Source organism: Candidatus Accumulibacter necessarius, assembly GCF_036625085.1.
The window spans coordinates 16,371-42,513 of sequence record NZ_JAZKUM010000003.1; the positions used below are offsets into that span (position 1 = coordinate 16,371).

The following is a 26,143-nucleotide window of genomic DNA, read 5'->3' on the forward strand; positions in this document are numbered from 1 at the left end:
CGATACCTGCAGCCCGTGCGCCGGTGCGTGCGCAATTTCACGATGCCGGCGAGTTAGCCAAATCAGGTCGTTGCCAGGAAACCGTGTCGGCGGCGTGCCTCTGCCGGACGACTTGCTGCGCCGGCTGCCGATGGCACAGCGCACGCCCGGGGGCCGAGGGGAAAAGCTGTTAGCATGCAGGCGCGGCTTGCCGAGCGAGCAACGGACAGGGGCTGCGGCCGCGGGCTGGTCATGAACGAGAAAGGGAGAGGAAGGGCATGACTGCCGAGAATCAATTGCACGCACCACTTGCCGAGCGTTTGCGACCGAGGACGCTGGCCGAGGTGATTGGCCAGGCCCATCTGCTCGGCCCGGGAAAGCCGCTGGCGATGGCTTTCCAGTCAGGGCAGCTGCACAGCATGATTCTCTGGGGGCCGCCCGGGGTTGGCAAGACGACGCTGGCGCGGCTGATGGCGGACGCTTTCGCTGCCGACTTCATCGCCATCTCGGCGGTTTTTTCAGGGATCAAGGAGATCCGCGAGGCGGTGGCACGTGCCGAAGTGACACGCGCCCGTAGCGGGCGGCGGACGATTCTCTTCGTCGATGAAGTGCACCGCTTCAACAAGGCACAGCAGGACGCTTTCCTGCCCTATGTCGAAGGTGGGCTGCTGACATTCGTCGGCGCAACGACCGAAAACCCGTCATTCGAGGTCAACTCCGCACTGCTCTCGCGCGCTTCGGTATACGTGCTGCACCCGCTCTCGGCCGACGAGATGGCGCAGCTCTTCGAACGTGCCTGCCGGCAGGCGCTGCCGGGGCTGAGCTTCGATGACGACGCGCGTTTGCGCCTGATCGGTCTTGCCGATGGCGACGCCCGACGCTTGCTCAACCTGATCGAACAGATCGGTACGGCAACGCAGACTGCCGGGGTTGAGCGCGTCGACGGTGCCTTCGTCGACCAGACGCTGGCGCAGAACCTGCGTCGCTTCGACAAGGGAGGCGATGCCTTCCATGACCAGATCTCGGCGTTGCACAAAGCAGTCCGCGGCTCCTCGCCGGACGCGGCACTCTACTGGTTCTGCCGGATGCTTGATGGTGGTGCCGATCCGCGCTACCTGGCGCGGCGCATCGTTCGCATGGCCTGGGAAGACGTTGGCCTGGCCGACCCGCGGGCGGCGCGGATTGCCCTCGACGCCGCCGAGACCTTCGAACGCCTGGGCTCGCCGGAAGGCGAACTGGCGCTCGCCGAAGCAGTGCTCTACCTGGCCATGGCGGCAAAGTCGAACGCCGGCTACCTCGCGTATAATGCCGCGCGAAGCTTCATCGGCGGTGACGGCTCGCGGCCGGTACCGTTCCATCTGCGCAACGCGCCGACGAGGCTGATGAAAAGCCTTGGCTATGGCAAGGACTACCGCTATGCGCATGACGAGGCGGACGCCTATGCGGCCGGCGAGGCCTATTTTCCCGAGGGAATGCCGGCGGTCGAGTGGTATCGGCCGGTCGCGCGCGGTCTTGAAATACGAATTGGCGAGAAGCTGGCGCATCTGCGCGAACTCGATCGCCAGGCACGACAGAAGAAGGACTAGGCCGAAGATCATCGCCCACCTTCGCGCAGCTGCTTACCGCTGCGCGCCACCAGAGGAGTAGGGCGGATTCGCGAGTCGCTGGGCGACCGCCAACGTGAGGACTGAGCATGCTAGACATCCAACTGCTGCGCAACAACATCGAGACGCTTGCCGAGAGGCTGGCGACGCGTGGTTTTACGCTCGACAGATCGGCTTTCCAGACGCTCGAAAATGAACGCAAGAGCCTGCAGACGCGTACACAGGAGTTGCAGGCGAGTCGCAACAGCCTCTCGAAGCAGGTCGGTGTGCTCAAAGGCCGTGGTGAAGATGCTGCGGCAGTCGTGGCCCAGGTTGCGGCTCTGAAGGACGACCTCGAAGCGAACGAAGTGCGTCTCGGCGAGTTGCTCAGGGAACTCGACGCCTTTCTCGCCATGCTCCCCAATTTGCCGCAGGACAGCGTGCCAGTTGGCAGTTCGGAGGCCGAAAATGTCGAACTCAAGCGCTGGGGGACGCCGCGCAGCTTTGACTTTGCTGTCAGGGATCATGTCGACCTCGGTGAAGCCCTTGGCCAACTTGATCTCGCCACCGCCGCAAAAATCGCCGGCACCCGCTTCTCTCTGATGAAAGGGCCGCTCGCACGTTTGCATCGCGTGCTTGCCCAGTTCATGCTCGATACCCATACCACACAACACGGCTACACCGAGGTCTACGCGCCCTACCTGGTCAACGCTGCCAGCCTGCTGGGGACCGGGCAGCTGCCGAAGTTCGAGGAAGACCTGTTCAAGATCCTGCGTGCGGACGCCGAGTCCCTGTACCTGATTCCCACTGCCGAAGTACCCGTCACCAATATTGTGCGCAATGAGATCCTTTCGGCTGAGGAACTGCCACTCAAGCTCGTCTGCCACACACCGTGTTTTCGCTCGGAAGCCGGATCGTATGGTCGCGATACCCGCGGCATGATCCGCCAGCACCAGTTCGACAAGGTCGAACTGGTGCAGATTGTTGCCGCTGGCGACTCGCTGGCTGCGCACGAGGAACTCACCAGGCACGCCGAGCGAATCCTCGAAATGCTCGATCTACCTTATCGGCGGGTCACGCTATGTACGGGTGACATGGGCTTTTCGTCGGCGAAGACCTACGATCTCGAGGTCTGGCTGCCGGCACAGAAGGCCTACCGCGAGATCTCCTCATGCTCCAACTTCGAGGCATTTCAGGCCAGACGCATGCAGGCGCGCTGCCGCAACGAGCGCAACAAGACTGAACTGGTGCACACCCTCAACGGCTCGGGCCTTGCCGTCGGACGCACCTTGGTGGCGGTGATGGAGAACTTCCAGAATGCCGACGGCAGCATCAGCATTCCGCAAGTACTGCGTCCGTATCTCGGCGGACTCGAGAAGATCAGCGCCGGCTGAGGCAACAGCGCGGGTGGGGCAGAAGGCGCTACCGGTAGAGCGGGGACCGCTCGAATGGCAGGGAAAACTGTCGCTGCCAACTCATCCGCTGGTGATCTTGTGCTAATATTCGCGGCCGACGGAGAGGTGGCAGAGTGGCCGAATGTACCTGACTCGAAATCAGGCGTAGGTGTGAGCCTACCGAGGGTTCGAATCCCTCCCTCTCCGCCAGGCATGAGATCTAAGCCCATGAGCAAATGGGCTTTTTTTTATCTCGATGGTGAGATGGGATCTGAGATACACCACCGTCGGCATGGTGCCTGCCGGGCGATACTCAAGCCGCCCATGCCGAGCAAGGCGCCGCCGCCAATCGCGAGGCCGCCAAGCAAGCATGCCTTGAAGCGGGCCAGCGCCTGATCCAAGTGAAGCTTTGCCTTTACCGCGGGAGCAATAGCGGACACCGAGATGTCTGGTCCGCTGTGGGGGATGCTTCCAGCCTTGGTCTTTTCCTCACCGATCGTCAATCTCAAGGATGTGTGTGAAGTCATCCCTCTTTTTTTCATAGAGGCGTTGATTCAACGCAATTTCTTCCCTACGCCTCGGGCTGTCCTCCAGAAGTCTGCGATTGCGTTCATCACGTTCCTCATCAGTAGTTTGCTGTGCAGGTTCCATTGTCATTTCGTTCTTCCCAGGTCATCGTGCAGGCCGAGTCGTCAGCATACTTCATCGGGTTCATCTGCTTAACGGCCTTGAGCGCCTGTATGGTCTGAAGGGACATCAGGCCAATGTCTTTCCGCTCCCGGGGGTGGGGTGTTCTGTCGACAGAAACCCGATGCCTTGTTTCAAGAATATCAAACCTAATTCTTGAATACAGACCGGATGGCGCGGCTTCCGCGTCTCCGGTGTTCACGCCTGTGAGGCAACACCCAGACATTGCGACCGAGCGATGAGGTAGCTGGCCGGGCTGAACGCTGACGCTTGATGTGGGTCATATGATTACAGCGTTAAGCTCCAATGATGGCTGAAGCCCTTTTGCTTTCTCCCGAGTTCGTCTCAAAGGAGCCCAGGGCTGAAAATTGAGAGAGGAGTCGGCCCATGAAACCCATCAAGCTGATAGGTCTTGCCCTGTTGATCACGTCCTCGCCCTATTACATAAGCACTGCGGCGTTGGCAGCCGAACGCTGGCAGGAGGATACATTTCCACCACCAAACGGGGGGCGGATTGTATTCACCATTACGAACGATGGAAATCCCGCCTGTGCCTCCTACGACGGAGCTAATTGCTTGTGGGGCCAATCCATGCGCGACATTGATTTCAGCCGCGTTAGACCGCTGGTCTGCGGCGCAGGGCACCGCAAGCTGTACGGCGTTACTGGTTTTGAAGATCCCAATCACTGGTGCAATCTTGCTCTCCGTGACCGCACGGTTCAGACCGCTCCGGTGATCCCCCCTCCACCTGCTGGTGGCTATCGCATGACCGAATGGTCCGGGTGGGGTCGCGCCGCGGGCGTTGAGTATCGTTATCGAGTGGGATGGGACCCGGCGAACAGCGGCCCAGGGAAGACGGTTGATGCCATCTATGAGGTCCGAAATTCGGGCGCTAGGCAATGGTCGGGAGCTGCGCGCTCGGTGAACTGCGCTCAGAATACGCTATGGGGCAGTACCGATGTCGCCCTTGCTGCTGGCCAGACAAAGGAGGTCCGCGTTCGCGCGCCAAATTGTGGCAACGCGACGAATCCCGATATTCGTCCGGATGTCGTTCGCGCCGGCAAGTTCGACTGATTTTGTCCAGTTTGTGGCAATACGGACACGGCTGATGTGGACGTGGCGCTCGCCTGCACGGTGCACGGTGGGGCCATCGCCAAACAGAGGATCCTGCCAGGAGCGCTGACCCTGTACGCCGACCGCGCTAGCAGCATGTGTTCCAAGATCGCCGCAGAACAGCTCATCCCCCAACCGCCCAAGCTGTCCGCCGCCACCGGGCTCAACCTAACCTGCCGGAGACAGCCACCAAGATGGACTACCTTTGCTGCAGAGAAGGGTGCGTATGTTGGCCAGCGCACAGAACCCATCGTCGCTTGGGTTTAGCCTTTCTATATGGACACGACGAATGGATTGCGTGATAAGCGTGATGAGCAGGACGGGCAGACACTGGCTCGCATATCAGAAGTACCAACCACTCAGTTAGGGGATTAAGATGAACAAGGATCAAGTGAAGGGCGCAGCAAAAGACTTCGGCGGAAAAATCCAGGAAGAGGTCGGCAAGCTGGTAGGCAGCACGGAGCAGCAGACAAAGGGCCTGAAAAATCAGGCTGAAGGCAAGGTGCAGGAACATGTCGGCGACCTGAAAGAGAAGGTCAAAGACGCCAGAGACGCCGTCAAGGACGCGTTGAAGCCGTAACCCCGATGGGCGCACCTTGGCCAGTGGTATCAGGAAGAAGCCACCAATGGTGGCTTCTTCGTTTCCTGTGGCCATGCGCGCGGGCAAAGTGTCAACGCCAGGCTGCCAGGCGAACTCATTGACCATGGCAAAGGCATCGCAGCGTCGGTCTGACGTTGTGGCTCAGGGACGGTAGGATGACTTATTGTGTCGGCGTACGGCTGGACGAGGGCATGATCTTCGCGTCGGATTCGCGAACCAACGCCGGTATCGACAATTTCGCCAAGTTCTGCAAGATGACGGTTTTCGAGCGCAAGGGCGAGCGGGTGATTGTCCTCCTGAGCTCGGGCAATCTCGCCGGTACCCAGGCAGTCATCAGCGTGTTGACCCAACGCGGCGAAGACCCGGACAACAAGGCGTCGCTGTGGAACGTGCGCACCATGTTCGACATGGCCAATGTGGTTTCCGACGCCATGCGCGACATCGAACGGCGCGATGGTCCGTTCCTCGAAGCGAGCGACATCAGCTTCAACGCATCGTTCATCCTCGGCGGACAGATCCGCGGCGAAGGGCAACGCCTGTTCCGCATCTATGCTGAAGGCAACTTCATCGAGGCCGGCGTCGACACACCCTACATTCAGACCGGTGAAACCAAATACGGCAAGCCGCTCATCGACCGCGTCATCATGGGTTCGACAAGACTTGCGGACGCCGTGAAGTGTATTCTCGTGTCGTTCGACTCGACGATGCGCAGCAACCTTTCGGTTGGTATGCCGATCGACCTCATCTGCTACGAGCGTGACAGCCTCGAAATCCGTATGCGACGCCGTTTTGCCGAAGGCGACACCTACTTCACGTCCTTGCACCAGAGCTGGAGCGAGGGTACACGCAGGGTGTTTCGAGAGCTTCCAGAACTGGTCTGGTGAGCTTCTGCGGCCGCCAGTCAGCAGCCCCGAACGCCTGCGCGACTTCTACGTGCTAACCACGTCACCCCGTCCTCGACGGCCAGGTCCGCAGCGATGAGGCATGGAGCCTGCTTGGTGTTGCGGAAGCGACCTGGTTCACTCCTTTCCTGCGGTTGATCAGTGTCCTTGTGGCAGTGGCAAGAAATTCAGGAAGTGCTGCGGAGCGGGCTACGCTCCGGCCGCTTTGCATTGAGGTGTGAGGTGAAGACGCGCGTGGAGCCTGTGGGACGCCGGCAGGAGTTTTCAGGCAATGCAGGAGCTGGCTGCGCGCATCCGGGCGGTAGATGAGGTGGAGCCGCGTGAGCTACCGGCCGATGTCGAGAGATTGATTGCCAGCAAGGATGCGCTGTTCCCGCATGACCAGCGCGCCGTGGTTCCGGCGTCTGTGCGGTTCGAAGGAAGCGAGGTTCGTGTGACGGCGGTGCCCTGACCGCACCCGCACAGTCCGTCGTCGGGCGGTAACGAGGACAAGCCGGAAAAGCGCCGATCCCACGTGGAGCGATGTCAAAGCCAGACTGATATGTTGCGCGGCGGCCCAGCCGCCCAGTCGCCAGGACACGCTGGACAGCGTTGCCTTGCGTCAATAGGTTGCCTTCGATAAGCTGTTCTGGCAACGCTCGTTAGGAGGCAAGGTTTGCCCGCAAGGGAAAGGCCTTCATCAATCACAAAAATGAGGAGACATGATGCTTTACGCCGCCCCCGGCACCGCAGGTGCCAAGATCGCCTACCAAGCCCGCTACGACAACTTCATCGGTGGCAGCTGGCTTGCCCCGGTCAAGGGTCAATACTTTGACGTCATCACACCGATCAACGGCAGGCCCTATACCCAGGTTGCCCGCTCCACTGCCGAAGACATCGATCTGGCACTCGACGCTGCGCATGCCGCCGCCGACAAGTGGGGCCGCACTGCCCCCGCCGATCGGGCCAACGTACTGCTCAGGATCGCCGATCGCCTGGAAGCCAACCTCGAAATGCTCGCCTACGCCGAGACGGTGGATAACGGCAAGCCGATACGGGAAACACTGAATGCCGACATCCCGCTGACCATTGACCATTTCCGCTATTTCGCCGGCTGCCTGCGCGCGCAGGAGGGCGGTATCAGCGAGATCGACGAGCACACGGTCGCCTATCACTTCCACGAACCACTTGGCGTCGTCGGCCAGATCATCCCGTGGAACTTCCCGATCCTGATGGCCGCCTGGAAGCTCGCTCCGGCCATCGGGGCCGGCAACTGCGTGGTGCTCAAGCCGGCCGAATCGACGCCGATCAGTATCCTGATCATGGCCGGGCTGATTGCCGACCTGCTGCCGCCCGGTGTGCTGAATATCGTCAACGGTTACGGTCGCGAGGCCGGCATGCCGCTCGCCACCAGCCGCCGCATCGCCAAGATTGCCTTCACCGGCTCGACGACCACGGGCCGACTGATCGCGCAAGCCGCCGCCAACAACCTGATTCCGGCCACCCTGGAACTCGGCGGCAAGTCGCCGAACATCTTCTTCGCAGACATCGCCAAGGCCGACGACAGTTTTTTCGACAAGGCCATCGAAGGCCTCGTGCTGTTCGCCTTCAACCAGGGCGAAGTATGCACCTGCCCCTCGCGCGCGCTGATTCACGAGTCGATCTACGATCACTTCATGGAGCGCGTACTGCAGCGCGTCGCGGCGATCAAGCAGGGCGACCCGCTTGACACCGATACGATGATGGGCGCGCAGGCGTCGCAGGAACAGATGACCAAGATCATGTCCTACCTGGATCTTGGCCGACAGGAGGGCGCCCAGGTGCTGATCGGCGGTGAGCGGGCCCACCTTGGCGGTGATCTGGCGGGGGGCTACTACGTCCAGCCGACGCTGTTCAAGGGCCACAACAAGATGCGAATCTTCCAGGAAGAGATCTTCGGGCCGGTGCTCGCCGTGACCACCTTCAAGGACGAGGCGGAGGCGCTGGAGATTGCCAACGACACGCTGTACGGTCTCGGTGCGGGCGTCTGGAGCCGCGACGGTAACGTCGCTTACCGCATGGGCCGCGCAATCAAGGCCGGCCGCGTGTGGACCAACTGCTACCATGCCTACCCCGCGCACGCGACCTTCGGTGGCTACAAGGAATCCGGCATCGGCCGCGAGACACACAAGGTCATGCTCGACCACTACCAGCAGACCAAGAACCTGCTGGTGAGTTACAGCGAGCAGAAGCTCGGCTTCTTCTGATTCCCGCCTCGCCTTGAAGCGATTTACCGGCCCGGGTGGGCAGCCACCCGGGCACCCGGAGGCCGACCATGGTTGAAAAAGTCATCGCCACTGAAGCGGCGCTCACTCTCATCGAGTTCCTCAAGCAGAAGCACGGTCCGCTGATGTTCCACCAGTCCGGCGGTTGCTGCGACAACAGCGCCGCGAACTGCTATCTGCCGGGAGAAATCACGATCGGCGCTGGCGACGTATTCCTCGGCGAGATTGGCGGCTGCCCTTTCTACATCGGCAAGTCACAATACGAATACTGGAAGCACACCCAGTTGATCATCGACGTGATCGACGGTCATGGCGGTACCTTCTCGCTCGAAGGTCCAGAGGGCAAGGCCTTTCACACGCGCTCGCGGGTCTTCAGCGATGCGGAGGTGGCAGAGTTGGGCCGGAACGCTTAGTCTTTGCTCAGGACCCCTTGCTGGTGTCCGGCAGTGGCACCATGATCGCCTGCCCCGGTGGCGAACAGCCCGCATCACAGCAGCGGCCGGGTTGCCGGTTGCGGCTTATTGGACGTGATTCGTTGTGCAGCACGCCGCGGTCGAGCAGCCTTTCGACCAGTTCCACCTTGCTGCCCAGCGGGTAGTTGCGCCAGATCTCCTGCTTCATCGCCGCGGGCGAGCCGCCGCCGTGCAGGCTGATCACCGAGTACCAGCCGCCCTGATACGAGGCAGTCAGGTCTTCGATGAAGCGGGCGACCTCGATCCGCTTGTCGTAGGGCACATCCGGGTTGGCGCGCAGCACCTCGGCAAGCGTCGCCGCGGTTGCCGGATTGTGGTCCTCATCGGGTCCGGGCAGGGCGACGATCAGTCCGCCCGATACTTCGTGCGCCAGGCGATGCATGTCGTAGATCTGGGTGGCGAGCAGGAGTTTGCCGATGTTGGCAAATACCGGTTCGGGCATGAAGCTGCCGCTGTATTGATCCGCGGTGCCATAGACGCTGGCGGCGACGCCGCAGGCGAAGAAGCCTTCGGTAATCTTGATCAGTTCGACCATTGGCTCCCGCAGGCTGGCTTTGCGGCCCGGGTCAAAGCCGTTGGCCTCACACATCAGGGCACCGGCACCGATCAGCAGGTCGCCGAAGCCGGCGCGGGCGGCGATGCAACTGTGGCGATGGTGGGTCGCGTAGTGGTAGGTCAGTGATCCGGAATGCTCCCACTCGCCAGCGAAAAATACCCGTTCCCAGGGGACGAACACCCGCTCGAAAACGAGCACCGCGGTCGATTGACCGTAACGCCTTGAAAACAGCGCGGCGCCATGTTCCAGCTTCTCACCCGGTCGGCCTGCCGGGCGCGCGACGATCGTCAGCCCGGGGGCGTCGACCGGCACCGCGCAGCAGACGGCAAAGTCGGCATCCGCGTGCCCCATGTGGCGGCCGGGCATGACCAGAAACTCGTGCATGTACGGCGCACCGGTAACGATGGCCTTGGTTCCCGAGATGACGATTCCCGTCGCCCGGCGATCGACGACGTGTACATAGGTGTCGGGATTGGCTTGTTGATGGGGACGCAGCGAGCGGTCGCCCTTGGCGTCAGTCATCGCGATGCCGAGCGACAGATCCCTCTCCTGCACGTCGGCGAGGTAGGCCGCGAAGCGTGCCCGATGTTCGTTACTGCCGCGGGCGTCGTCGATCCTGGCGCTGACCTGATGGATCGCGTTCAGCGCATCATGCGCCAGATAGCGCTGTGCGCAACCGGTCTCCTGGCACAGGACGCGCACTGCTTCCAGCTTGTTCAACAGATCGCCGGCAGCTTCGTTGATGTGCAGCATGCGATTGACCGTCCGGCCGCCCGCCGTTTGCACTGCCGTCATCAGCGGCGCTTTCGCCGCATCGAGGGCAAAATCGTAGGTGACTGCCAGCGCGTTGATTCCCGGCTGCAGCGTTGGCGCGTCGGCAACCGACTCGATCAACTGGCCATCGACATAGACCTTCGGCGTGTAGCGGCGCAGGGATTCGCGGTACTCGGCGCCACTCAATAGGTTGCCGCGGGGTGTGGTGCCGGTTTCTGTGCTGTTCATTCGGGCTCCTGCCTGGCTTTCGATCGAGGAGGATCTCGCCGCGGCAATGCTTTGCCGCGCTCCGGCGGCGTCGTCGTCGGGAGACAAGATGCCTTTTTCGTCAGCGCGAGCCCCCAAACTACCCCTCGCGCGCTGCCCTTCGGCGCTCGTTGTCGGTGAGCAGGCGCTTGCGGATCCGGATGCTCTTGGGCGTGATTTCGACCAGTTCGTCGTCGTCGATGAACTCGACCGCCGACTCCAGCGTCAGCGCCACCGGGGGTACGAGGCGGACCGCCTCGTCGGTTCCGGAGGCACGCACGTTGGTCAGTTGCTTGCCCTTGATCGGATTGACGACGAGGTCGTTCTCGCGGCTGTGGATGCCGATCACCATGCCCTCGTAGAGCTTGTCGCCGGGTATGGTGAACATCCGGCCACGATCCTGCAGTTTCCACAGCGCATAAGCCACGGCTTCACCCTTTTCGGCCGAAATCAGGACGCCGTTGCGGCGGCCTGGGATGTCGGCCTTGAGTGGTGCGTACTCGTCGAAAACGTGGCTCATCAGCCCGGTGCCGCGGGTCATGTTGAGGAACTCGCCCTGGAAGCCGATCAGGCCGCGTGCCGGGATCCGGTACTCGAGACGGACGCGGCCGCGCCCATCGGCAGACATGTCCTGCAGTTCGCCGCGCCGATAGCCGAGGGCTTCCATGACGGCGCCCTGGTGCGATTCCTCGACGTCGAGCGTCAGCATTTCGTAGGGCTCGCACGGCTCGCCTTCAATCTCCTTGACGATCACCCGCGGGCGCCCGACCGCCAGCTCGTAGCCTTCACGACGCATGGTTTCGAGCAGGATCGTCAGATGCAGTTCGCCACGTCCGGAGACGAGGAAACTGTCGGTGTCGGTGGTTTCCTCGACGCGCAGCGCCATGTTGGTCAGCAGTTCCTTGCGCAGGCGCTCGCCAATCTGTCGACTGGTGACGAACTTGCCTTCGGTGCCGGCGTATGGCGAGTTGTTGACCATGAAGGTCATGTTCAGCGTTGGTTCGTCGATTCGCAGCATCGGCAGCGCTTCGGGCTTTTCGGTATCCGCGAGCGTGCAGCCGATCGACAGGTCGTCGATTCCCGTCACCAGTACGATATCGCCGGCGACGGCTTCGTCCAGGGGTACCCGTTCAAGACCGCGGAAGCCGAACACCTGTCCCACTTTGGCCGTCTTCGGCGGGCCATGCTCGAACCTGCCTTCAGCGTCTGCCTGTCCGTACATCACGAGCACCTGCTGCGCCGGCTTCAGGCGCCCGCGCTGGAGGCGGCCGATGCCGATGCGCCCGACATAGCTCGAGTAATCGAGCGCCGAGATCTGGAGTTGCAGCGGTCCATCGATTTCAATGGCGTGCGGTGGCGGAACGTGCTTGAGGATCGTCTCGAACATCGGCCGCATGTCGGGCGATGGCTGCGCCAGATCCAGGGTCGCGTAGCCGTTGATGGCCGAGGCGTAAATCACCGGGAAATCGAGCTGGTCGTCGTTTGCGCCGAGCTTGTCGAAGAGGTCGAAAGTATGGTCAACGACCCAGTCCGGTCGTGCGCCGTCGCGGTCGATCTTGTTGACCACGACGATCGGCTGCAGTCCGAGCGCGAGGGCCTTCTTGGTCACGAAGCGGGTCTGCGGCATCGGTCCCTCAACGGCGTCGACCAGCAGCAGGACCCCGTCCACCATCGACAGCACACGTTCGACTTCGCCACCGAAGTCGGCGTGCCCCGGCGTATCGACGATGTTGATATGGATGCCGGCATAGTCGACGGCCAGATTCTTCGCCAGGATGGTGATGCCGCGCTCCTTCTCAAGCTCGTTCGAATCCATCATCCGCTCGGTGATGTGCTGGTGAGCAGAAAAGCTGCCCGCCTGGACCAGCAACTTGTCCACCAGGGTGGTTTTGCCATGGTCGACGTGAGCGATGATGGCGATGTTGCGGACGGCGCGGGACATATCGGGTCAAGCCTTTGAAGAAGGGCGGCTATTCTAGCACAGGCAGGGTGCCGCCTGTTGCGCCGCAAAAAGGCCGTTGCCGGACGCGGCTTTGCGGCCTAGGCTCGCTGGTTGCGCATGAAATCGGCCGTGTTGAAGAATGCATTGAGCAGCTGTTCGCGCAATGCCGCTTCGATACCGACCGCTTCCATCGCCAGGAACATGCAGGCGACCCACTGGTCGCGCTCGTCTTCACCGATGGCAAAGGGCATGTGTCGGCGGCGCAGCATTGGATGCCCGACGTTCTGCACGTAGAGGTCCGGGCCGCCGAGCCAGCCGGAAAGAAACATGAACAGTTTGTCGCGAGACGACTGCAAGTCGGCCGGGTGCAAGGCACGAATCGTGGCGAAATGGGGAACGGTATCCATGAGTTCGTAGAAACGGTCACATAGCGTGGCCAGCATGCGCTCGCCGCCGATGAGGATGTAGGGAGTCTGCTTCTGCATGATGAGGCTCTTGTGCTGGTCAGAGGAGGCTGAATTCTAACTGTTGCGCGCTCGTCCTGCCGTGGGCGGGCGGTTCTGACTTAGCCGCAGGAGGGGAAGCTGCTGCGGCAGCGTCGCGGTCGTCTGCTGCCCACTGTGCCGTTCATGTCGGGGAGAATCCTCCTGTCGGCGGCGATATGTTGCGGCGCAGCAAAAAGCCTTGACAAACGCCAGTCGACAGATAGAATTGGATCTTCGCTGCGCTGCAGCAATTGACCTCGGATGGCGTGCAGGCTTGGGCGGGCTGTCGATTTCACGATCTCATGGAGGAGTCCATGTTCAATTTTCCGGAAAAGTTGACCCTTGCCAGTACGCTGGGTCTGGAAGCCGTCAGGACGATCCTCAGCACGTCGCTGGACGGTGTGAGTCGCCTGGCAGGCCTGAGCGTTCAGACGGCTCGTGCCTTCGCCGGGCGCGGCGCCAGGAACCTCGCCGCATTGTCGGAGGTCAGGGACCTGCACGGCCTTGCAGCAGTACAGACGCCGATGGTCCTGGCTGCGGTGGATCAGTCGCTTGCCTACTCGCGGCGTGCGTGGGAGATCTGCAGCGAGTCATCGCTTGCCTTGGTCAAGGTTCTGGATACCCATGTGACCGGCTCGGCTTGACAGCCATGGGGCAGATGACCAGTGGTCGGCAGACGGCAGCAGAGCATAGGGTGATTGCCAGAACTGCATCGGCGGCGCACACTGCAGTACCTTTCCCGTTAGCAAAGGCATTTTTGAGGGTAGTCAGATGACCGAAACGATTGTTGCTTTCCTGAGAGCCAATGCTGAGCAGCTCGATGTCGACATGGCCGAGGCGCTCAACATTCCGCTTGCCGAGTTGCGCCAGGAGGTCGCTCGGCTGGCTGCATCGGGAGACGTGATCTGTTGCCGGGTCACGCGCTTCATTGATGGCCGGAAGATCGAGGGTATCAGTTGTCGCCTGTCGTGTGATCCACCGACACCGGCCCGTGGGCGGAAGCCGGGCGTGAAGAAGGACGAGGATACGGAAGCCGGGTTGTTCTAAAGGGCAGGCGGCAGTGCCGAGTTGGTCGCCCGCGCTGCCCGCTGAGCTGCCGCGACGGAATTGATGCCGGTCGGACTGCGCTTATCGGAGCAAATGCAGGTTGAAATGGCTCTTGATGAACTCCTGGAACTTTTCGACACCCTTGAGGGCGATCTGTAGCCGGCCAAGTTCCATCATGTTCAGTCGCTCCAGCACGATGTAGTTGTCGGGCTTGCGTCCTTCACGGACCGCTTCCACCTGGCCACGCAGGCGCATCAGAACCAGCCAGTCGAAGCTTTCAGCAATGTTGGCGGCCATCTTCCTGTTCACCACCTTGTCCCTGACCAGTGCTTCGAGTCGCTGGTGGGTGCTGCCTTCGAGCTTGCCGGCCTGAATGGCCAGTGCCTTGACGCCCTCGGAGATGGCAAAAATCCCCGCCTTCTTGATCTCCAGCATGCCGGAATGCTCACCAGCACTCTCGCCCTTGATGCGGCCGAACCAGCCGATTGGGGGCGCGAAACGTAGCGTGTTCTCGACCATGCGCATCAGGAACAGTTCGTCTCGCTGTACGTGGGTGTAAAGTTGCGTCTTGAGTTCCTGCTCGAACGAGGGGTCGCCGTAGATGGTGCGAATGTCGACGAAGGTGCCACAGCTGAGGACATGCTTCGGCGTCGGCACCTTTAGCCAGCGGTCCAGCTGATCCTGCCATTTGCTCAGGCTGCGCCGCCACTCCTTGTTGTTGGCCATGATTCCGCCCGGGCAGGGCGGTATGCCGATGGCGATCAGCGAATCGACCAGCGCCTGCGAAAACTCTTCGATCTTGCGGAGTTCGTCGGGCCCGAGTTCGTCGCCATAGACAATGGCATTGTCCTGGTCGGTGAGCAGCGTCTGTTCACCACGCCCCTCGCTGCCCAGGACGACCAGGGCAAAGCGCGGCGGCAGGTCGGCAAAGCGCTCCTGGCGCAGCAGCGCGATCAGACGGAGGAGGATCTGGTCATTGAGATGGGCAATCATGCGCACCATGTCGCGAATGCTGCGCGTGCCGGCGCCTCCGTCGCTGAGATGCAGAACCAGGCTCTGGATGCGCGAGTACACCTCCCTCAGTTCATCGAAGTCCACCGCCTTCTCGATGTCGAGCACCAGCTGATGCGGCGTGTGCGACTGCAGGCGAATGATGTCGCTGTCGGTGATGATTCCGGAAAGCTTTCCCTTGCCATCGATCACCGCCAGGCGATGAATCCTCTCGCGCGACATGCGGTAAAGGGCTTCGTAAAGCAGATCGTTCTCGCCGATCACCGACAGCGGGCTGTTCATGATTGCCCGGACGACGAGGGTCGACGGATCGGTGCCGGCAGCGACGACCTTGTTGCGTAGGTCGCGGTCGGTCATGATGCCGTGCGGCAGCTTGTTTTCGCAGACCACGACGCTCGAAATGTTCTTCTCGCGCATGATCCTGACCACGTCGACCAGAGCGTCGTCAGCGCCGCAGGTGACCACCGTACGTTGGCAGAAATCCTTCACCGGGCGAAAGAACAGGCCTTCTTCAGCCATGATTGGCTACTCCTTGTGGTTCGATGGTTGTTGTGATCTGCTGCCTACGATGTCTTGTCCGGATGTGGGAGCTTTTCCCCGTCTCTGCCTCTGACGGGTGTGCCACTGTCGGACTGCTGGGTGCCTGTCTGCCGGTGCAGCGCCGCCTTGGCGAGCAGATGCGCCGTCACCGGTGCGGTAATGAAGAGGAAAAAGAGGATCGCCAGTTCGTGCAGGCTGATTCCTTCGTTTGTCCCGCTCGAGAAGAAGATCGCGGAAGCAAGCAGCATTGCACCGACCCCGAGGGTGGTGGCCTTGGTCGGACCGTGCAGGCGGGTCAGGAAGTCGGGCAGGCGGGCGAGTCCGATCGATCCAAGCAGGATGAACAGTGCGCCGAGCAGGATCAGGACTGCGATGGCTGATTCGGTCGCCGTGCTCACTCGATGATGTCTCCACGCAGGAGGAACTTGCACAGCGCGACGGTGCCGATGAAGCCCATGAGTGCGAGCAGCAGCGCGACCTCGAAGTAGGCGCTGCTGGCGGTGCGCATGCCGAACAGAACGATCAGGGCGATGGCGTTGATTCCCAGGGTGTCGAGCGCCAGAATGCGATCGGTGGTGTCCGGCCCACGCAGCAGTCGATACAGGTTGAGTGCCAACGCCGTGCCGATCAACATGAAAGCGATTTCGATGGCGGCATTCAGCATGCGAACATCTCCTTGAGGGGCAACTCATAACGATCCTTGATCTCGCGCACCAGCGCCTGCGGGTCGGGCGCGTCGAGGGCATGCACGAGCAGAACCCAGCGCTGCCGGTCGACATCGATGGCTACCGTGCCCGGTGTCAGCGAGACGATGCTGCCGAGCAATGTGGCGAGAAAGGGATCCCGTAGGTCGAGCGGTACCTCGACCAGGGTTGGTGACAGTCGGTATAGCGGACCGACGACCTGCCGGGCGACGCGCCAGTTGGCGGTGACGATGTCGGCTGCAAAAACGGCGAACAGACGGACTGCCCGCCATGGCCGGACGAGACGCGGCGGGTCCGGCCAGAAGGGCAGCGTCAGCCGCGGCACGGCGATGGCCAGCAGGCCACCGAGCAGCAGCAGGGCAAGTGATGCGGCATTGGTGATCACCGCCCAGAGCAGAAAAACGGTGGCCGACAACAGCGGGCGGGGCAGGAGCCAGCGCATCAGGGTGTCGCCTCGCGCCTATCGTTTGTCCGTCCGGGCCCGAGCACAGCGTTGACGTAGGTTCCCGGCGCATGCAGCTGGTGGGCGGCGCGTTCAGCGTAGTCGGACAGCGGGCGCGCGACGACTGCCAGTAAGGGGCCGGCGGCGACCAGCAGCAAGGTGGCGGTGGCAATTTGCCAGGCAATCTCCTCGGCTGGCTCCTCCCTGGTTGTTGCGCGGTGCTTCCAGACCAGGTAGCAGCCGTCACGTGCGAGCGCGATCATGACCACGAAACCGGCGGCCAGCAGCACCGCCCAGATCGCCGGGCCGGCGCTGACTTCGCGCAGCGTCGTCAGCAGCACCAGCTTGCCGACGAAACCGGAAAAAGGCGGCAGTCCCGCCAGGGTGGTGGCGAGGACGAGGAAGGCAACTTTCAGCCACGTCGCTTGCGGCGGTGGCCCGGCCATCAGCTGATCGGCGGCCGGGCCGCGCTGCCCGGCGATGACCCCGGCGAGCAGAAAAAAGGCAGCGCCGGCGAGCGTCGATTGCACCAGGTAGTAGATCGCGGCTGCATCGACCTGTGCATTTGCCTGCGCCGGGGTGACCAGCAAGGTGCCGGCCGATAGCAGGGTCAGCCAGGCAGCGAGTGCTCGCAGTCGCACCGCGGCGACTACCCCGAGGGCAGCGAAAACGACGGTGGCCAGTGCCAGTGTTGTCAGCCAGTGGCCGAGCAGATCGGGCATCGCTGGTGCCAGGGCGATGGTCTGCAGGCGCAGGATCGAGACAATGCCGACCTTGGTCATGATCGCAAACAGCGCCGCCACCGGCGCTCCGGCCGCAGTGTAGGTGTGCGGCAACCAGAACGACAGGGGCAGCAATCCGGCCTTGAGGGCGAAGACGGCAATCAGCAGGGCACAGGCCAGTCTGGCCAGTGCCTGGTCGTGCCCTGGCAGCGTCAGTCGATGTGCCAGGTCGGCGAGGTTGAGTGTGCCCAGCGTGCCGTAGAGCAGCCCCAGCGCGATCAGGAAGAGCGCCGATCCGACGAGGTTGAGCACGACATAGCTGATCCCGGCGCGCGTTCGGGCCAGGCCGCCGCCGTGGGCGAGCAGCGTGTACGAGGCGAGCAGCATGACTTCAAAGAAGACGAAGAGGTTAAACAGGTCGCCGGTCAGGAATGCGCCGGTTAGGCCAAACAGCTGCAACTGGAACAGTGGATGGAAGTGCAGTCCGCGTTCGTCGAAGCCGGTACTCGCGTAGAGCAGCGAGGTGAAGCCGAGGATTGCTGTCAGCAGGGTCATGGCGGCTGCCAGCCGATCGACCACCAGGACGATGCCGAAAGGTGCTGGCCAGTTGCCGAGGGCGTAGACGCGCAACTGGCCGTCGTCGGCGAGCACGGTCAGCCAAGCCGTGATCAGGACCAGCAGCGTCGCGGCCGACAGGCCAATCAGGCGCTGGCAGGCCAGGCGGCTGCAAGCCATCTGCAGCAGGGCGGCGGCAAACGGGATCAGCAGCGGCAGGATCGGCGCGTGCGCGTTCACGGCTCTTCCCGGGCGTCGACGTGATCCGCTCCCGATTCCGCCAGGCCGCGCAGGGCCAGCATCGCCAGGTAGGCGGTCATGCCGAAGCCGATGACTATGGCCGTCAGCACCAGCGCCTGCGGCAAGGGGTCGGTGTAGGTGGCGCCGGCGCGAATCAGCGGTGGGGCGTCGAGCCGCAGGCGGCCGCTGGCGAACAGAAAGAGATTGACGGCATAGGAGAGCAGCGTCAGGCCAAGCAGGACCGGGAAAGTGCGCGCGCGCAGGATGAGGAAAACGCCACAGGCGGTCAAGACTCCGACGGCGATCGCCAGCAGTGCTTCCATCAGCTCGTCTCCGGTTGTCGGTGCAGGCGCAGCGAGAGTCGGCCCAGGCCCGAGAGCACGGTCAGAACGACGGTCACCACGACGATGTATACGCCGAGATCGAAGATCATTGCCGAAGCCAGTTCGATCTCGCCGAGCAGTGGCAGCCGGATGTGCCCGTGTGCACTGGTCAGGAAAGGGCGCCCAAAGGGCCAGCTTGCGACGCCGACTCCGGCCACCAGCAGCAAGCCCAGCGCCAGGAACCGGGTCGGCCGACCCGGCATGCGTGGCTGCACGGAGGCGATGCCGTTCGCCAGGTATTGCATCACCAGTGCGACGCTGGTGATCAGGCCGGCGACAAAACCACCGCCTGGCAGGTTGTGGCCGCGCAGCAGGATGTACACCGAGACGGTCAGCGAAAAGGGCAGCAGCGGGCGCATTAGCATCGAGAGAAAGAGCGGGTGGGCATCTGTTGCCCAGCGGCGGCCATCGGTATCCGCCGGCGGGGCGTGCAGGATCAGACGGTCGAGCAGGGCATGCGCGGCCAGGGCAACCATCGCCAGCACGGTGATTTCTCCGAGCGTATCGAAACCGCGAAAATCGACCAGGATGACATTGACGACGTTGGCGCCGCCGCCGCCGGGAATCGCCTCTTGCAGATAGAATCCCGAGATGGTCTCGAACGGCGCGGCAAGCATTTTCAGGGTGATCAGCCCGAGGCCGCCACCGGCAAGCAACGCCAGCAGCAGGTCGCGGATCAGCCGCGGGGCGCTGCTCCTGGGAGCGCTGCCGGCCGGCAGATAGTAGAGCACCAGCAGCATCAGGATGATTGTCCCGGTTTCCACGGCGAACTGGGTCAGCGCCAGATCGGGTGCCGACAGGCGGATGAAGGTCAGCGCGACGACCAGCCCGACGACGCTGACCAGGATGACCGCGAGCAGCCGCTGCCGGTAGAGCAGCGTGGCGCCCACCGTCCCGAGCAGCAGGGTGAGCAGGGCGCCGACCGAGGCTTCGTCAATCGGCTGGCCGGCTACTCGGATGGTGGCGGCGGGCCCCGAGAAGAATGCCCAGCCGCCGAGCAGGACGATGAAGCTGAAGAGCAGCGCGTTGTAGCGCTGCAGTGAGCCGTTGTCGATCGCCGCCAGCGTCCAGCGCGCGCCAGTGTTGAGCCGACGGTAGAAGCGCTCGAAGGCGGTGCGCGGGTGCATCGGCGGCAACTCCGCCTGCCAAGCGAAGAGGGGAGCGCGCAATGCGTAGAGGATGACGCCGCCGGCCAGGGCCAGCACGCTCATCAGCAGTGGCTGGTTGAAGCCATGCCACAGAGCAAGCGTAAATTCCGGCAGCGGCGCCTGCAGGGCGGCGCCAGCTGCGGCAGCGAGCAGCTGCCCGACTGTCCAGCCGGGAAACAGGCCAACCAGCAGGCAAAGCAGTACCAGCAGCTCGATCGGTGCGCGCATCCAGCGTGGCGGCTCGTGCGGCTGGCGTGGCAGGTCGACCGGTTCACCATTGAAGAAGACGTCGTGCACAAAGCGCGACGAGTAGGCGACGGCGAGCATGCCGGCGATCGTGGCAAACAACGGCAGCACCCAGGTGAGCGTTTCGAACTGCGGGTAACTGACCGTCTCGGCAAAGAACATCTCCTTGCTCAGGAAGCCGTTGAGCAGTGGTACGCCAGCCATCGACCCGGCCGCGATGATCGCCAGCGTGGCGGTGATCGGCATTCGCCGGAACATGCCATTGACCCGCCGCATGTCACGCGTGCCGCATTCGTGGTCGATGACGCCAGCGGCCATGAACAGCGAGGCCTTGAAGATGGCGTGGTTGATGATGTGAAAGATACCGGCGACCACCGACAGCGGTGTGTCGAGACCAAACAGCAGCGTGATCAGGCCCAGGTGGCTGATTGTCGAGTAGGCCAGCAGGCCCTTGATGTCGTTGCGGAACAGCGCGATCGCGGCGGCGTAGACGAGGGTTGCCGCGCCGGTGCCACTGACCAGCCAGAACCACAGATCGCTGCCACCGAGTGCCGGATACAGACGGGCGAGCAGGAAGACGCCGGCCTTGACCATCGTCGCTGAATGGAGGTAGGCAGACACTGGCGTCGGTGCCGCCATCGCGCTTGGCAGCCAGAAGTGAAAAGGAAACTGCGCCGACTTGGTGAAGGCGCCGAGCAGGATCAGGATCAGCGCCGGCGCGTAGAGCGCGTGCGCGTGGATACGCTCGCCGGCAGCCAGGATCACCGACAACTCGTAACTGCCGGCGATATGGCCGAGCAGCAGGATACCCGCGAGCAGTGCCAGGCCGCCGCCGCCGGTGACCGCCAGGGCCATGCGGGCGCCGATGCGCGATTCGTACTTGTCGCTGCGGTAAGCGACGAGGAGGAACGACGAGAGGCTGGTGATTTCCCAGAAGATCAGCAGCAGGAGCAGGTTTTCGGACAGCACGATGCCCAGCATTGCCGCCATGAACAGCAGCAGAATCGAATAGAAACGCCCGAGACGATCGCTGTCCGGCAAGTACCAGGCGGCATAGAGCACCACCAGCAGGCCGATGCCGCAGATCAGCAGGCAGAAAAGCAGCCCGAGGCCGTCGAGGCGCAGGCTGAGGTCAAGACCGTAAGCCGGTAGCCAGGAGAGGCGTGCGAGCTCGGTGTGACCGGTCAAGGCCGCCGGTGCGAGTGGCAGCAGCAGTGCCAGGCAGGCGGCCATCACGGTCGCAGCGCCGACGGCTGCCGCCGTGCGCCCGAAACGCTGCAGCAGCAGGGGCAGCAGGCAGGCGCCGAAGGCGGTGGCGGGGATCGCTGCCAGCAGCAGGCTCGGGTTGAGGGAAGGCCCCATTGAGGAAGAATCAGTCCGGGTCGTCGAGCAGGAGATTATAGCCGTCCTGGTCAGCAGCAACCGGTCAGTCGGTCGCGTGTCCACACAAACGGCAACTTCGTCATTATCCCGTAACATTGCGGGTTCAAGCTTGTCGCGTCCATCCTGTTTTCCGAAACGAGCCCAGCACCATGAGTGATCATCTCAGCAAACAGTTCGATCTCGAACTTGAAAATGTTCGCACCCGCATCCTGCAGATGGGTGGTCTGGTAGAAAGACAACTATTGGCGGCAGTCGATGCGTTCAGTACGGGGAATCTCGAGGAAATGCAGGGGGTGATCGACACCGACCGCGAAGTGGATGCCTACGAGGTCGGTATCGACGAGGACTGCACCCTGCTGATCGCGCGCCGACAACCCACAGCGCGCGACCTGCGCCTGGTGATGGCCATCTCGCGCATCGTCACCGATCTTGAGCGCATCGGCGACAAGGCTGCCAAGATCGCCAGGATGTCGCTGAAGCTGCATCAGTCCGGTGCACAGCGTATCCCTCGCCTGTCCGATGTCTGCCATTGTGGCCGTCTTGCCACCGACATGCTGCAGGGGGCGCTCGACTCGCTGGCGCGGATGGATATCGACGGTGCCCGCAAGGTGATTGGCGCCGACAAGACGATCGATGCCGCTTTCAATGCGATTCTGCGGCAGCTGATCACTTACATGATGGAAGACCCGCGTACGATCAGCGAGGCGCTCGACATCATCTGGATTGCCAAGGCCATCGAACGGGTTGGCGATCATGCAACGAACATCGCCGAGAATGTGATCTACATCGTCAGCGGCATCGACATCCGGCATACCGCGGTGGCTGCCCAGAAAGCGGACGACGCATGATCCGAACGGCATCCAGCCTGCCGGTGGTCCTCGTCGTCGAGGACGACAAGGGCATTCAGGAGCTGCTGCGCTTCACGCTGGTCTGCGGTGGTTACCAGGCGCTCTGTGCGGACACTGCGGAAGACGCCGAGCGCCAGCTGCGCGAAACCTTGCCGGACATCGCGTTGATCGACTGGATGCTGCCCGGCAAGTCCGGCCTGGTGCTGACGCGCAAGCTGCGGAGTGAGCGGCGAACACGCCACCTGCCGATCATCATCCTGACTGCGCGGGGTGAGGAGGCCGACCGCGTCGCCGGGCTCGAAGGCGGCGCCGACGACTATATCGTCAAGCCCTTCAGCCCCAAGGAGCTGATTGCGCGGTTGCAGGCGGTGCTGCGCCGCTGTACTCCCGAGTTCGTCAAGGGTACGCTCAGCGTCGGCCCGGTCGAGCTTGACACGGTCAGTTACGAGGCGCGTGTCGGTGGTCGGCGAATCACCCTGACGCCGACCGAGTTTCGTCTCCTGCGCTTTCTGATGGCCAACCCGGGACGCGTCTATTCGCGTCAGCAACTGCTTGACAACGTCTGGGGTGACCATGTCTATATCGAGGACCGCACGGTCGATATCCATATCCGGCGCCTGCGCGTTGCCCTCGGACCCGCTGCCGAATATCTGGTCGAGACGGTTCGTGGTGCCGGTTACAAGCTGAGTTCTCCGCCCGAGCTGAACCAGATCGGGCCATGACCTCGGTGCGGCGGTGGTTTGCGCGCATCGTGCTGACCGGCGTCCTGCCGATTGTCTGCCTTGGCCTGTTCGCCTGGACCATGCATGGCCCGGCCTGGGGCTGGGCAGCAGTGGCACTGGGCTTCATGCTCCTGATCATCGCACAGAGCCGACGCCTCGCGGTGTTGGCGGCATGGATCGACTATCCGGACCACTCCGAATTTCCCGAGTCCGGGGGTGTCTGGGGTGAGGTGTTCCTCAGGCTGTCGCGCAAGCTGCGCCTTGACGCCCGGACGATCGACGAGGTCGAGGCCCGACTGAAGTCATTTGCCGATGCCATGGACGCCGTTCCCGATGGCCTGGTGATCTTTGACGCCAGCCATCAGATCCAGTGGAGCAATCGCGCCGCGGGTGAGCACCTGGGGGTTCGCCTGCCGCGCGATGACGGGGCGATCATCGAGCAGCTGGTGCGCACGCCGGGCTTTGCCGATTACCTGCGCAGCCCGGATGGGAGCGCGCCGTTCATCCTCCAGTCACCGGCTGCGCGCACCCGGGTCTATGCCATCCGGGCCGTCCCGCTGGGGGAGCGCAGCACGCTGCTGGTCAGCCTCGACGTGACCGATGCGCGGCGGGTCGAGGCGATGCGTAGCACCTTCGTCGCCAACGTTTCGCACGAGCTGCGCACGCCTTTGACCGTGGTCAGCGGCTTCCTCGAACACTTCACCGATGACGAAGAGATGAGTGGCGAGCAACGGCAGCATTTCGCTCGCCTGATGAGCGACCAGACGAAACGGATGCTGAGCCTGGTTGACGACCTGTTGACCCTGTCGCGACTTGAAGCTGCGGACGCGCCGGCGAGCGAAGAAGAGGTCGACATGGAAGAACTGCTGGCGCAGCTGTTGTCCGAAGGACAGAGCCTCAGTGCCGGCCGCCATCGCCTCGCCGTCGGCTGCAAGGGTCCAGCCTTGCGCGGCAATCGCAAGGAGCTGCACAGCGCGTTCAGCAATCTGGTGTCGAACGCCATTCGCTACACGCCGGCCGGCGGCGAGATCCGTATCCGGTGGAAGCTGCGCGATGGTGCCGGCGTCTTCTCGGTACGTGATTCAGGCGTCGGCATAGCCGCGGAACATCTGCCAAGGCTGACCGAGCGCTTCTACCGGGTCGATCGCGGCCGCTCACGCGAGACCGGCGGCACGGGTCTTGGCCTGGCGATCGTCAAGCATATCCTGCTGCGTCACCAGGCGACTCTGGTCATCGATTCGCAGCCAGGTGAGGGCAGCACCTTCCGCGCCGAGTTTCCGGGCTGGCGCTTGAAGCTGGCGATCTGAAGGCTTCCGGAGACGCCGCGGGTGGCGTCGCTGGCGCTTTTCACCGTGCCAGCACGGGGCCCATAGGTGCCGCTCGCTGTGTGGGCGTTGACCGAGGTTCTGTACTGCGGTATACGGCGGGGTGTGTGCAGCTTGACGGCAGTCGACCAATCAAGTCCTGCCCAGTGTCGGTGGGCCCCAGGCCGGCTCCCGATCAATTCAGAAACCTTGAGGAGCGGTGATGGAACGGGAAGCGATGGAGTATGACGTAGTGATTGTCGGTGGGGGTCCGGCGGGTTTGAGCGCGGCCATTCGCCTGAAACAGTTGAATCCCGACCTGGCGGTCATGGTACTGGAGAAGGGCTCGGAAGTCGGCGCTCACATCCTCTCTGGTGCGCTGTTCGAGACGCGCGCGCTGGACGAGCTGCTGCCCGACTGGCAGGCGCGGGGAGCGCCACTGAAGACCCCGGTCAGCGAGGACCAGGTTTATCTCTATCGCAGCGAGACCTCGGCGATCAAGTTGCCCAATTTCGCCGTTCCCGCGCCGATGCACAATGCGGGCAATTACATCATCAGCCTGGGCAGCCTTTGCCGCTGGCTCGCCGAGCAGGCCGAAGCGGTCGGTGTCGAAATCTTCCCGGGCTTTGCCGCGGCCGAAATCCTCTACCACGACGACGGTTCGGTCAAGGGCGTCGCTACCGGCGACATGGGCCGTGACAAGCACGGCGAGCCGAAAGACAGTTTCCAGCCGGGTCTGGAGTTGCACGCCAAGTACACGCTGTTTGCCGAAGGCGCGCGTGGCCAGCTCGGCAAAGAACTGATCGCGCGCTACGATCTGGCCGCGGGCGCGACTGCCCAGCACTATGGTCTCGGGATCAAGGAACTCTGGCAGATCGATCCGGCGAAGCACCGGCCGGGCCTGGTGGTCCACGGGGCGGGTTGGCCACTCAGCGAGCATGGCGCAACCGGGGGTTCTTTTCTCTATCATCTCGAGGACTGCCAGGTGGCGGTTGGTCTGATCGCTGATCTCAATTATGCCAATCCCTACCTTTCGCCCTTCGAAGAGTTTCAGCGCTTCAAGTTGCAGACCGGGATCAGGCAGTATCTCGAAGGCGGCAAGCGCCTGAGCTATGGTGCGCGGGCGATCACCAAGGGCGGGCTCAACAGTCTGCCGAAGCAGACTTTCCCTGGCGGGCTGCTGCTCGGCTGCGACGCCGGGACGCTCAACTTCGCCAAGATCAAGGGCGCCCACACCGCGATGAAGTCGGGCACCCTGGCGGCAGAGACGGTCGCCGCTGCGCTGCAGGCAGGGGACGCCGGACGAGGCGATCTGGTGGCTTATGCGGAGGCCTTCAAGGGCTCCTGGCTCTATGCCGAACTCTATCGGGCACGCAATTTCGGGCCGGCGCTGCACAAGTTCGGCACTTTCCTCGGTGGCGCATTCAACTGGCTGCAGCAGAACCTGTTCGGCGGGCGCATGTTCTTCACGCTCAAGGACAAGACCAGCGACCATCAGCAACTCGCGCCCGCGGCCAGCTGTCAGCAGATTGCCTACGCCAGGCCCGACGGCCAGTTGACCTTCGATCGTCTGTCATCCGTCTTCGTATCGAATACAGCGCACGAGGAAGAACAGCCAGTCCATCTGCAGTTGCTCGACAGCACAAAGGCGATCGCGATCAACTTCCGGGAATATGCCTCTCCCGAGCAGCGCTACTGCCCGGCCGGCGTGTACGAAATCGTCGAGGAGTCCGCAGGCCCGCGCCTGCAGATCAACGCCTCGAACTGCCTGCATTGCAAGACCTGCGACATCAAGGATCCGACGCAGAACATCCGCTGGGTCGCACCCGAGGGTGGCGGCGGACCCAACTATCCCAATATGTGAGCGACG

Annotated in this window: 25 protein-coding genes and 1 tRNA gene; 16 read left to right on the forward strand and 10 right to left on the reverse strand. The window is 62.9% G+C overall.

Annotated elements, in window-relative coordinates:
- The first annotated feature begins 257 nt into the window (after window positions 1–257).
- From V5B44_RS08160 to V5B44_RS08200, 10 genes are all read left to right on the forward strand, one after another.
- A complete protein-coding gene (locus tag V5B44_RS08160) occupies window positions 258–1,565 on the forward strand; it encodes a replication-associated recombination protein A (RefSeq protein ID WP_332358594.1) in 1,308 nt (435 codons plus the stop codon).
- A gap of 107 nt (window positions 1,566–1,672) precedes the next feature.
- The gene (gene serS / locus V5B44_RS08165) at window positions 1,673–2,956 is read left to right on the forward strand and encodes a serine--tRNA ligase (RefSeq protein WP_332358595.1); all 1,284 of its coding nucleotides are present in this window, start codon (window positions 1,673–1,675) and stop codon (window positions 2,954–2,956) included.
- A 120-nt stretch (window positions 2,957–3,076) separates the two neighbouring features.
- Window positions 3,077–3,166 (forward strand) — tRNA-Ser (locus V5B44_RS08170).
- Window positions 3,167–4,030: 864 nt separating this feature from the next.
- Window positions 4,031–4,717, forward strand: coding sequence for a hypothetical protein (locus V5B44_RS08175; protein WP_332358596.1), 687 nt, complete (start codon window positions 4,031–4,033; stop codon window positions 4,715–4,717).
- A 415-nt stretch (window positions 4,718–5,132) separates the two neighbouring features.
- Window positions 5,133–5,336: a CsbD family protein gene (locus V5B44_RS08180; RefSeq protein ID WP_332358597.1), complete on the forward strand. Its 204-nt coding sequence runs from the start codon at window positions 5,133–5,135 to the stop codon at window positions 5,334–5,336.
- Between the two features lie 176 nt (window positions 5,337–5,512).
- Window positions 5,513–6,241 (forward strand): peptidase, encoded by a 729-nt coding sequence (locus V5B44_RS08185; protein WP_332344712.1) that lies wholly within the window; start codon window positions 5,513–5,515, stop codon window positions 6,239–6,241.
- Between the two features lie 100 nt (window positions 6,242–6,341).
- Entirely contained in the window at window positions 6,342–6,473 is a 132-nt protein-coding gene (locus V5B44_RS26610) for an SEC-C metal-binding domain-containing protein (protein WP_434735425.1), read from the forward strand.
- 57 nt (window positions 6,474–6,530) lie between these two features.
- Window positions 6,531–6,710, forward strand: coding sequence for a hypothetical protein (locus V5B44_RS08190; protein ID WP_332358598.1), 180 nt, complete (start codon window positions 6,531–6,533; stop codon window positions 6,708–6,710).
- A gap of 253 nt (window positions 6,711–6,963) precedes the next feature.
- Entirely contained in the window at window positions 6,964–8,484 is a 1,521-nt protein-coding gene (gene adh / locus V5B44_RS08195) for an aldehyde dehydrogenase (RefSeq protein ID WP_332359092.1), read from the forward strand.
- 68 nt (window positions 8,485–8,552) lie between these two features.
- Entirely contained in the window at window positions 8,553–8,915 is a 363-nt protein-coding gene (locus tag V5B44_RS08200) for a DUF779 domain-containing protein (protein WP_332358599.1), read from the forward strand.
- Window positions 8,916–8,922: 7 nt separating this feature from the next.
- Here the strand turns inward: V5B44_RS08200 and V5B44_RS08205 are convergent, their stop codons facing one another.
- From V5B44_RS08205 to V5B44_RS08215, 3 genes are all read right to left on the reverse strand, one after another.
- The gene (locus tag V5B44_RS08205; protein WP_332358600.1) at window positions 8,923–10,533 is read right to left on the reverse strand and encodes a 4-hydroxyphenylacetate 3-hydroxylase family protein; all 1,611 of its coding nucleotides are present in this window, start codon (window positions 10,531–10,533) and stop codon (window positions 8,923–8,925) included.
- A 118-nt stretch (window positions 10,534–10,651) separates the two neighbouring features.
- Window positions 10,652–12,493, reverse strand: coding sequence for a translational GTPase TypA (typA, locus tag V5B44_RS08210; RefSeq protein WP_332358601.1), 1,842 nt, complete (start codon window positions 12,491–12,493; stop codon window positions 10,652–10,654).
- A 98-nt stretch (window positions 12,494–12,591) separates the two neighbouring features.
- The gene (locus tag V5B44_RS08215; RefSeq protein WP_332358602.1) at window positions 12,592–12,978 is read right to left on the reverse strand and encodes a group II truncated hemoglobin; all 387 of its coding nucleotides are present in this window, start codon (window positions 12,976–12,978) and stop codon (window positions 12,592–12,594) included.
- Between the two features lie 314 nt (window positions 12,979–13,292).
- Between V5B44_RS08215 and V5B44_RS08220 the strand changes: the two genes are divergently transcribed.
- The gene (locus V5B44_RS08220; protein WP_332358603.1) at window positions 13,293–13,622 is read left to right on the forward strand and encodes a phasin family protein; all 330 of its coding nucleotides are present in this window, start codon (window positions 13,293–13,295) and stop codon (window positions 13,620–13,622) included.
- A 127-nt stretch (window positions 13,623–13,749) separates the two neighbouring features.
- Window positions 13,750–14,025 (forward strand): ArsR family transcriptional regulator, encoded by a 276-nt coding sequence (locus tag V5B44_RS08225; RefSeq protein WP_332358604.1) that lies wholly within the window; start codon window positions 13,750–13,752, stop codon window positions 14,023–14,025.
- Between the two features lie 81 nt (window positions 14,026–14,106).
- On the opposite strand, the gene V5B44_RS08230 is transcribed toward V5B44_RS08225, so the two are convergent.
- The 7 genes from V5B44_RS08230 to V5B44_RS08260 are packed head-to-tail and all read right to left on the reverse strand — an operon-like array spanning window position 14,107 to window position 21,378.
- Complete coding sequence (locus V5B44_RS08230; protein WP_332358605.1) at window positions 14,107–15,555, reverse strand: DUF294 nucleotidyltransferase-like domain-containing protein; 1,449 nt, start codon at window positions 15,553–15,555, stop codon at window positions 14,107–14,109.
- 44 nt (window positions 15,556–15,599) lie between these two features.
- Window positions 15,600–15,974, reverse strand: coding sequence for a Na+/H+ antiporter subunit G (locus tag V5B44_RS08235; protein WP_332358606.1), 375 nt, complete (start codon window positions 15,972–15,974; stop codon window positions 15,600–15,602).
- The gene (locus tag V5B44_RS08240) at window positions 15,971–16,240 is read right to left on the reverse strand and encodes a K+/H+ antiporter subunit F (RefSeq protein WP_332358607.1); all 270 of its coding nucleotides are present in this window, start codon (window positions 16,238–16,240) and stop codon (window positions 15,971–15,973) included. Before V5B44_RS08240 ends, V5B44_RS08235 begins: the two co-directional genes overlap by 4 nt.
- Window positions 16,234–16,722 carry a Na+/H+ antiporter subunit E gene (locus V5B44_RS08245; protein WP_332358608.1) on the reverse strand — a complete coding sequence of 163 codons (489 nt, stop codon included), beginning with the start codon at window positions 16,720–16,722 and terminating at the stop codon, window positions 16,234–16,236. The genes V5B44_RS08240 and V5B44_RS08245 overlap by 7 nt, the downstream gene beginning before the upstream one ends.
- Complete coding sequence (locus V5B44_RS08250; protein ID WP_332358609.1) at window positions 16,722–18,239, reverse strand: monovalent cation/H+ antiporter subunit D; 1,518 nt, start codon at window positions 18,237–18,239, stop codon at window positions 16,722–16,724. The genes V5B44_RS08245 and V5B44_RS08250 overlap by 1 nt, the downstream gene beginning before the upstream one ends.
- A complete protein-coding gene (locus V5B44_RS08255; protein ID WP_332358610.1) occupies window positions 18,236–18,562 on the reverse strand; it encodes a Na+/H+ antiporter subunit C in 327 nt (108 codons plus the stop codon). The genes V5B44_RS08250 and V5B44_RS08255 overlap by 4 nt, the downstream gene beginning before the upstream one ends.
- Complete coding sequence (locus tag V5B44_RS08260; RefSeq protein WP_434735426.1) at window positions 18,562–21,378, reverse strand: monovalent cation/H+ antiporter subunit A; 2,817 nt, start codon at window positions 21,376–21,378, stop codon at window positions 18,562–18,564. Before V5B44_RS08260 ends, V5B44_RS08255 begins: the two co-directional genes overlap by 1 nt.
- A gap of 170 nt (window positions 21,379–21,548) precedes the next feature.
- Here V5B44_RS08260 and phoU point away from each other — a divergent pair, with 170 nt between their 5' ends.
- From phoU to V5B44_RS08280, 4 genes are all read left to right on the forward strand, one after another.
- A complete protein-coding gene (gene phoU, locus V5B44_RS08265; protein WP_332358611.1) occupies window positions 21,549–22,247 on the forward strand; it encodes a phosphate signaling complex protein PhoU in 699 nt (232 codons plus the stop codon).
- Complete coding sequence (gene phoB / locus V5B44_RS08270) at window positions 22,244–22,969, forward strand: phosphate regulon transcriptional regulator PhoB (RefSeq protein WP_332358612.1); 726 nt, start codon at window positions 22,244–22,246, stop codon at window positions 22,967–22,969. Before phoU ends, phoB begins: the two co-directional genes overlap by 4 nt.
- Window positions 22,966–24,276, forward strand: a complete 1,311-nt coding sequence (gene phoR, locus V5B44_RS08275) for a phosphate regulon sensor histidine kinase PhoR (RefSeq protein WP_332358613.1) — start codon at window positions 22,966–22,968, stop codon at window positions 24,274–24,276. Before phoB ends, phoR begins: the two co-directional genes overlap by 4 nt.
- 220 nt (window positions 24,277–24,496) lie before the next feature.
- Window positions 24,497–26,137, forward strand: coding sequence for an electron transfer flavoprotein-ubiquinone oxidoreductase (locus V5B44_RS08280; protein ID WP_332358614.1), 1,641 nt, complete (start codon window positions 24,497–24,499; stop codon window positions 26,135–26,137).
- The last annotated feature ends 6 nt before the right edge of the window (window positions 26,138–26,143 follow it).

Excerpts from the sequence above, each read along its gene's own strand:
- V5B44_RS08160 (WP_332358594.1), top strand. The coding sequence starts at position 258 with ATGACTGCCGAGAATCAATTGCACGCACCACTTGCCGAGCGTTTGCGA.
- serS (WP_332358595.1), top strand. The coding sequence starts at position 1,673 with ATGCTAGACATCCAACTGCTGCGCAACAACATCGAGACGCTTGCCGAG.
- V5B44_RS08175 (WP_332358596.1), top strand. The coding sequence starts at position 4,031 with ATGAAACCCATCAAGCTGATAGGTCTTGCCCTGTTGATCACGTCCTCG.
- V5B44_RS08180 (WP_332358597.1), top strand. The coding sequence starts at position 5,133 with ATGAACAAGGATCAAGTGAAGGGCGCAGCAAAAGACTTCGGCGGAAAA.
- V5B44_RS08185 (WP_332344712.1), top strand. The coding sequence starts at position 5,513 with ATGACTTATTGTGTCGGCGTACGGCTGGACGAGGGCATGATCTTCGCG.
- V5B44_RS26610 (WP_434735425.1), top strand. The coding sequence starts at position 6,342 with ATGGAGCCTGCTTGGTGTTGCGGAAGCGACCTGGTTCACTCCTTTCCT.
- V5B44_RS08190 (WP_332358598.1), top strand. The coding sequence starts at position 6,531 with ATGCAGGAGCTGGCTGCGCGCATCCGGGCGGTAGATGAGGTGGAGCCG.
- adh (WP_332359092.1), top strand. The coding sequence starts at position 6,964 with ATGCTTTACGCCGCCCCCGGCACCGCAGGTGCCAAGATCGCCTACCAA.
- V5B44_RS08200 (WP_332358599.1), top strand. The coding sequence starts at position 8,553 with ATGGTTGAAAAAGTCATCGCCACTGAAGCGGCGCTCACTCTCATCGAG.
- V5B44_RS08205 (WP_332358600.1), bottom strand. The coding sequence starts at position 10,533 with ATGAACAGCACAGAAACCGGCACCACACCCCGCGGCAACCTATTGAGT.
- typA (WP_332358601.1), bottom strand. The coding sequence starts at position 12,493 with ATGTCCCGCGCCGTCCGCAACATCGCCATCATCGCTCACGTCGACCAT.
- V5B44_RS08215 (WP_332358602.1), bottom strand. The coding sequence starts at position 12,978 with ATGCAGAAGCAGACTCCCTACATCCTCATCGGCGGCGAGCGCATGCTG.
- V5B44_RS08220 (WP_332358603.1), top strand. The coding sequence starts at position 13,293 with ATGTTCAATTTTCCGGAAAAGTTGACCCTTGCCAGTACGCTGGGTCTG.
- V5B44_RS08225 (WP_332358604.1), top strand. The coding sequence starts at position 13,750 with ATGACCGAAACGATTGTTGCTTTCCTGAGAGCCAATGCTGAGCAGCTC.
- V5B44_RS08230 (WP_332358605.1), bottom strand. The coding sequence starts at position 15,555 with ATGGCTGAAGAAGGCCTGTTCTTTCGCCCGGTGAAGGATTTCTGCCAA.
- V5B44_RS08240 (WP_332358607.1), bottom strand. The coding sequence starts at position 16,240 with ATGCTGAATGCCGCCATCGAAATCGCTTTCATGTTGATCGGCACGGCG.
- V5B44_RS08245 (WP_332358608.1), bottom strand. The coding sequence starts at position 16,722 with ATGCGCTGGCTCCTGCCCCGCCCGCTGTTGTCGGCCACCGTTTTTCTG.
- V5B44_RS08255 (WP_332358610.1), bottom strand. The coding sequence starts at position 18,562 with ATGGAAGCACTGCTGGCGATCGCCGTCGGAGTCTTGACCGCCTGTGGC.
- V5B44_RS08260 (WP_434735426.1), bottom strand. The coding sequence starts at position 21,378 with ATGGGGCCTTCCCTCAACCCGAGCCTGCTGCTGGCAGCGATCCCCGCC.
- phoU (WP_332358611.1), top strand. The coding sequence starts at position 21,549 with ATGAGTGATCATCTCAGCAAACAGTTCGATCTCGAACTTGAAAATGTT.
- phoB (WP_332358612.1), top strand. The coding sequence starts at position 22,244 with ATGATCCGAACGGCATCCAGCCTGCCGGTGGTCCTCGTCGTCGAGGAC.
- phoR (WP_332358613.1), top strand. The coding sequence starts at position 22,966 with ATGACCTCGGTGCGGCGGTGGTTTGCGCGCATCGTGCTGACCGGCGTC.
- V5B44_RS08280 (WP_332358614.1), top strand. The coding sequence starts at position 24,497 with ATGGAACGGGAAGCGATGGAGTATGACGTAGTGATTGTCGGTGGGGGT.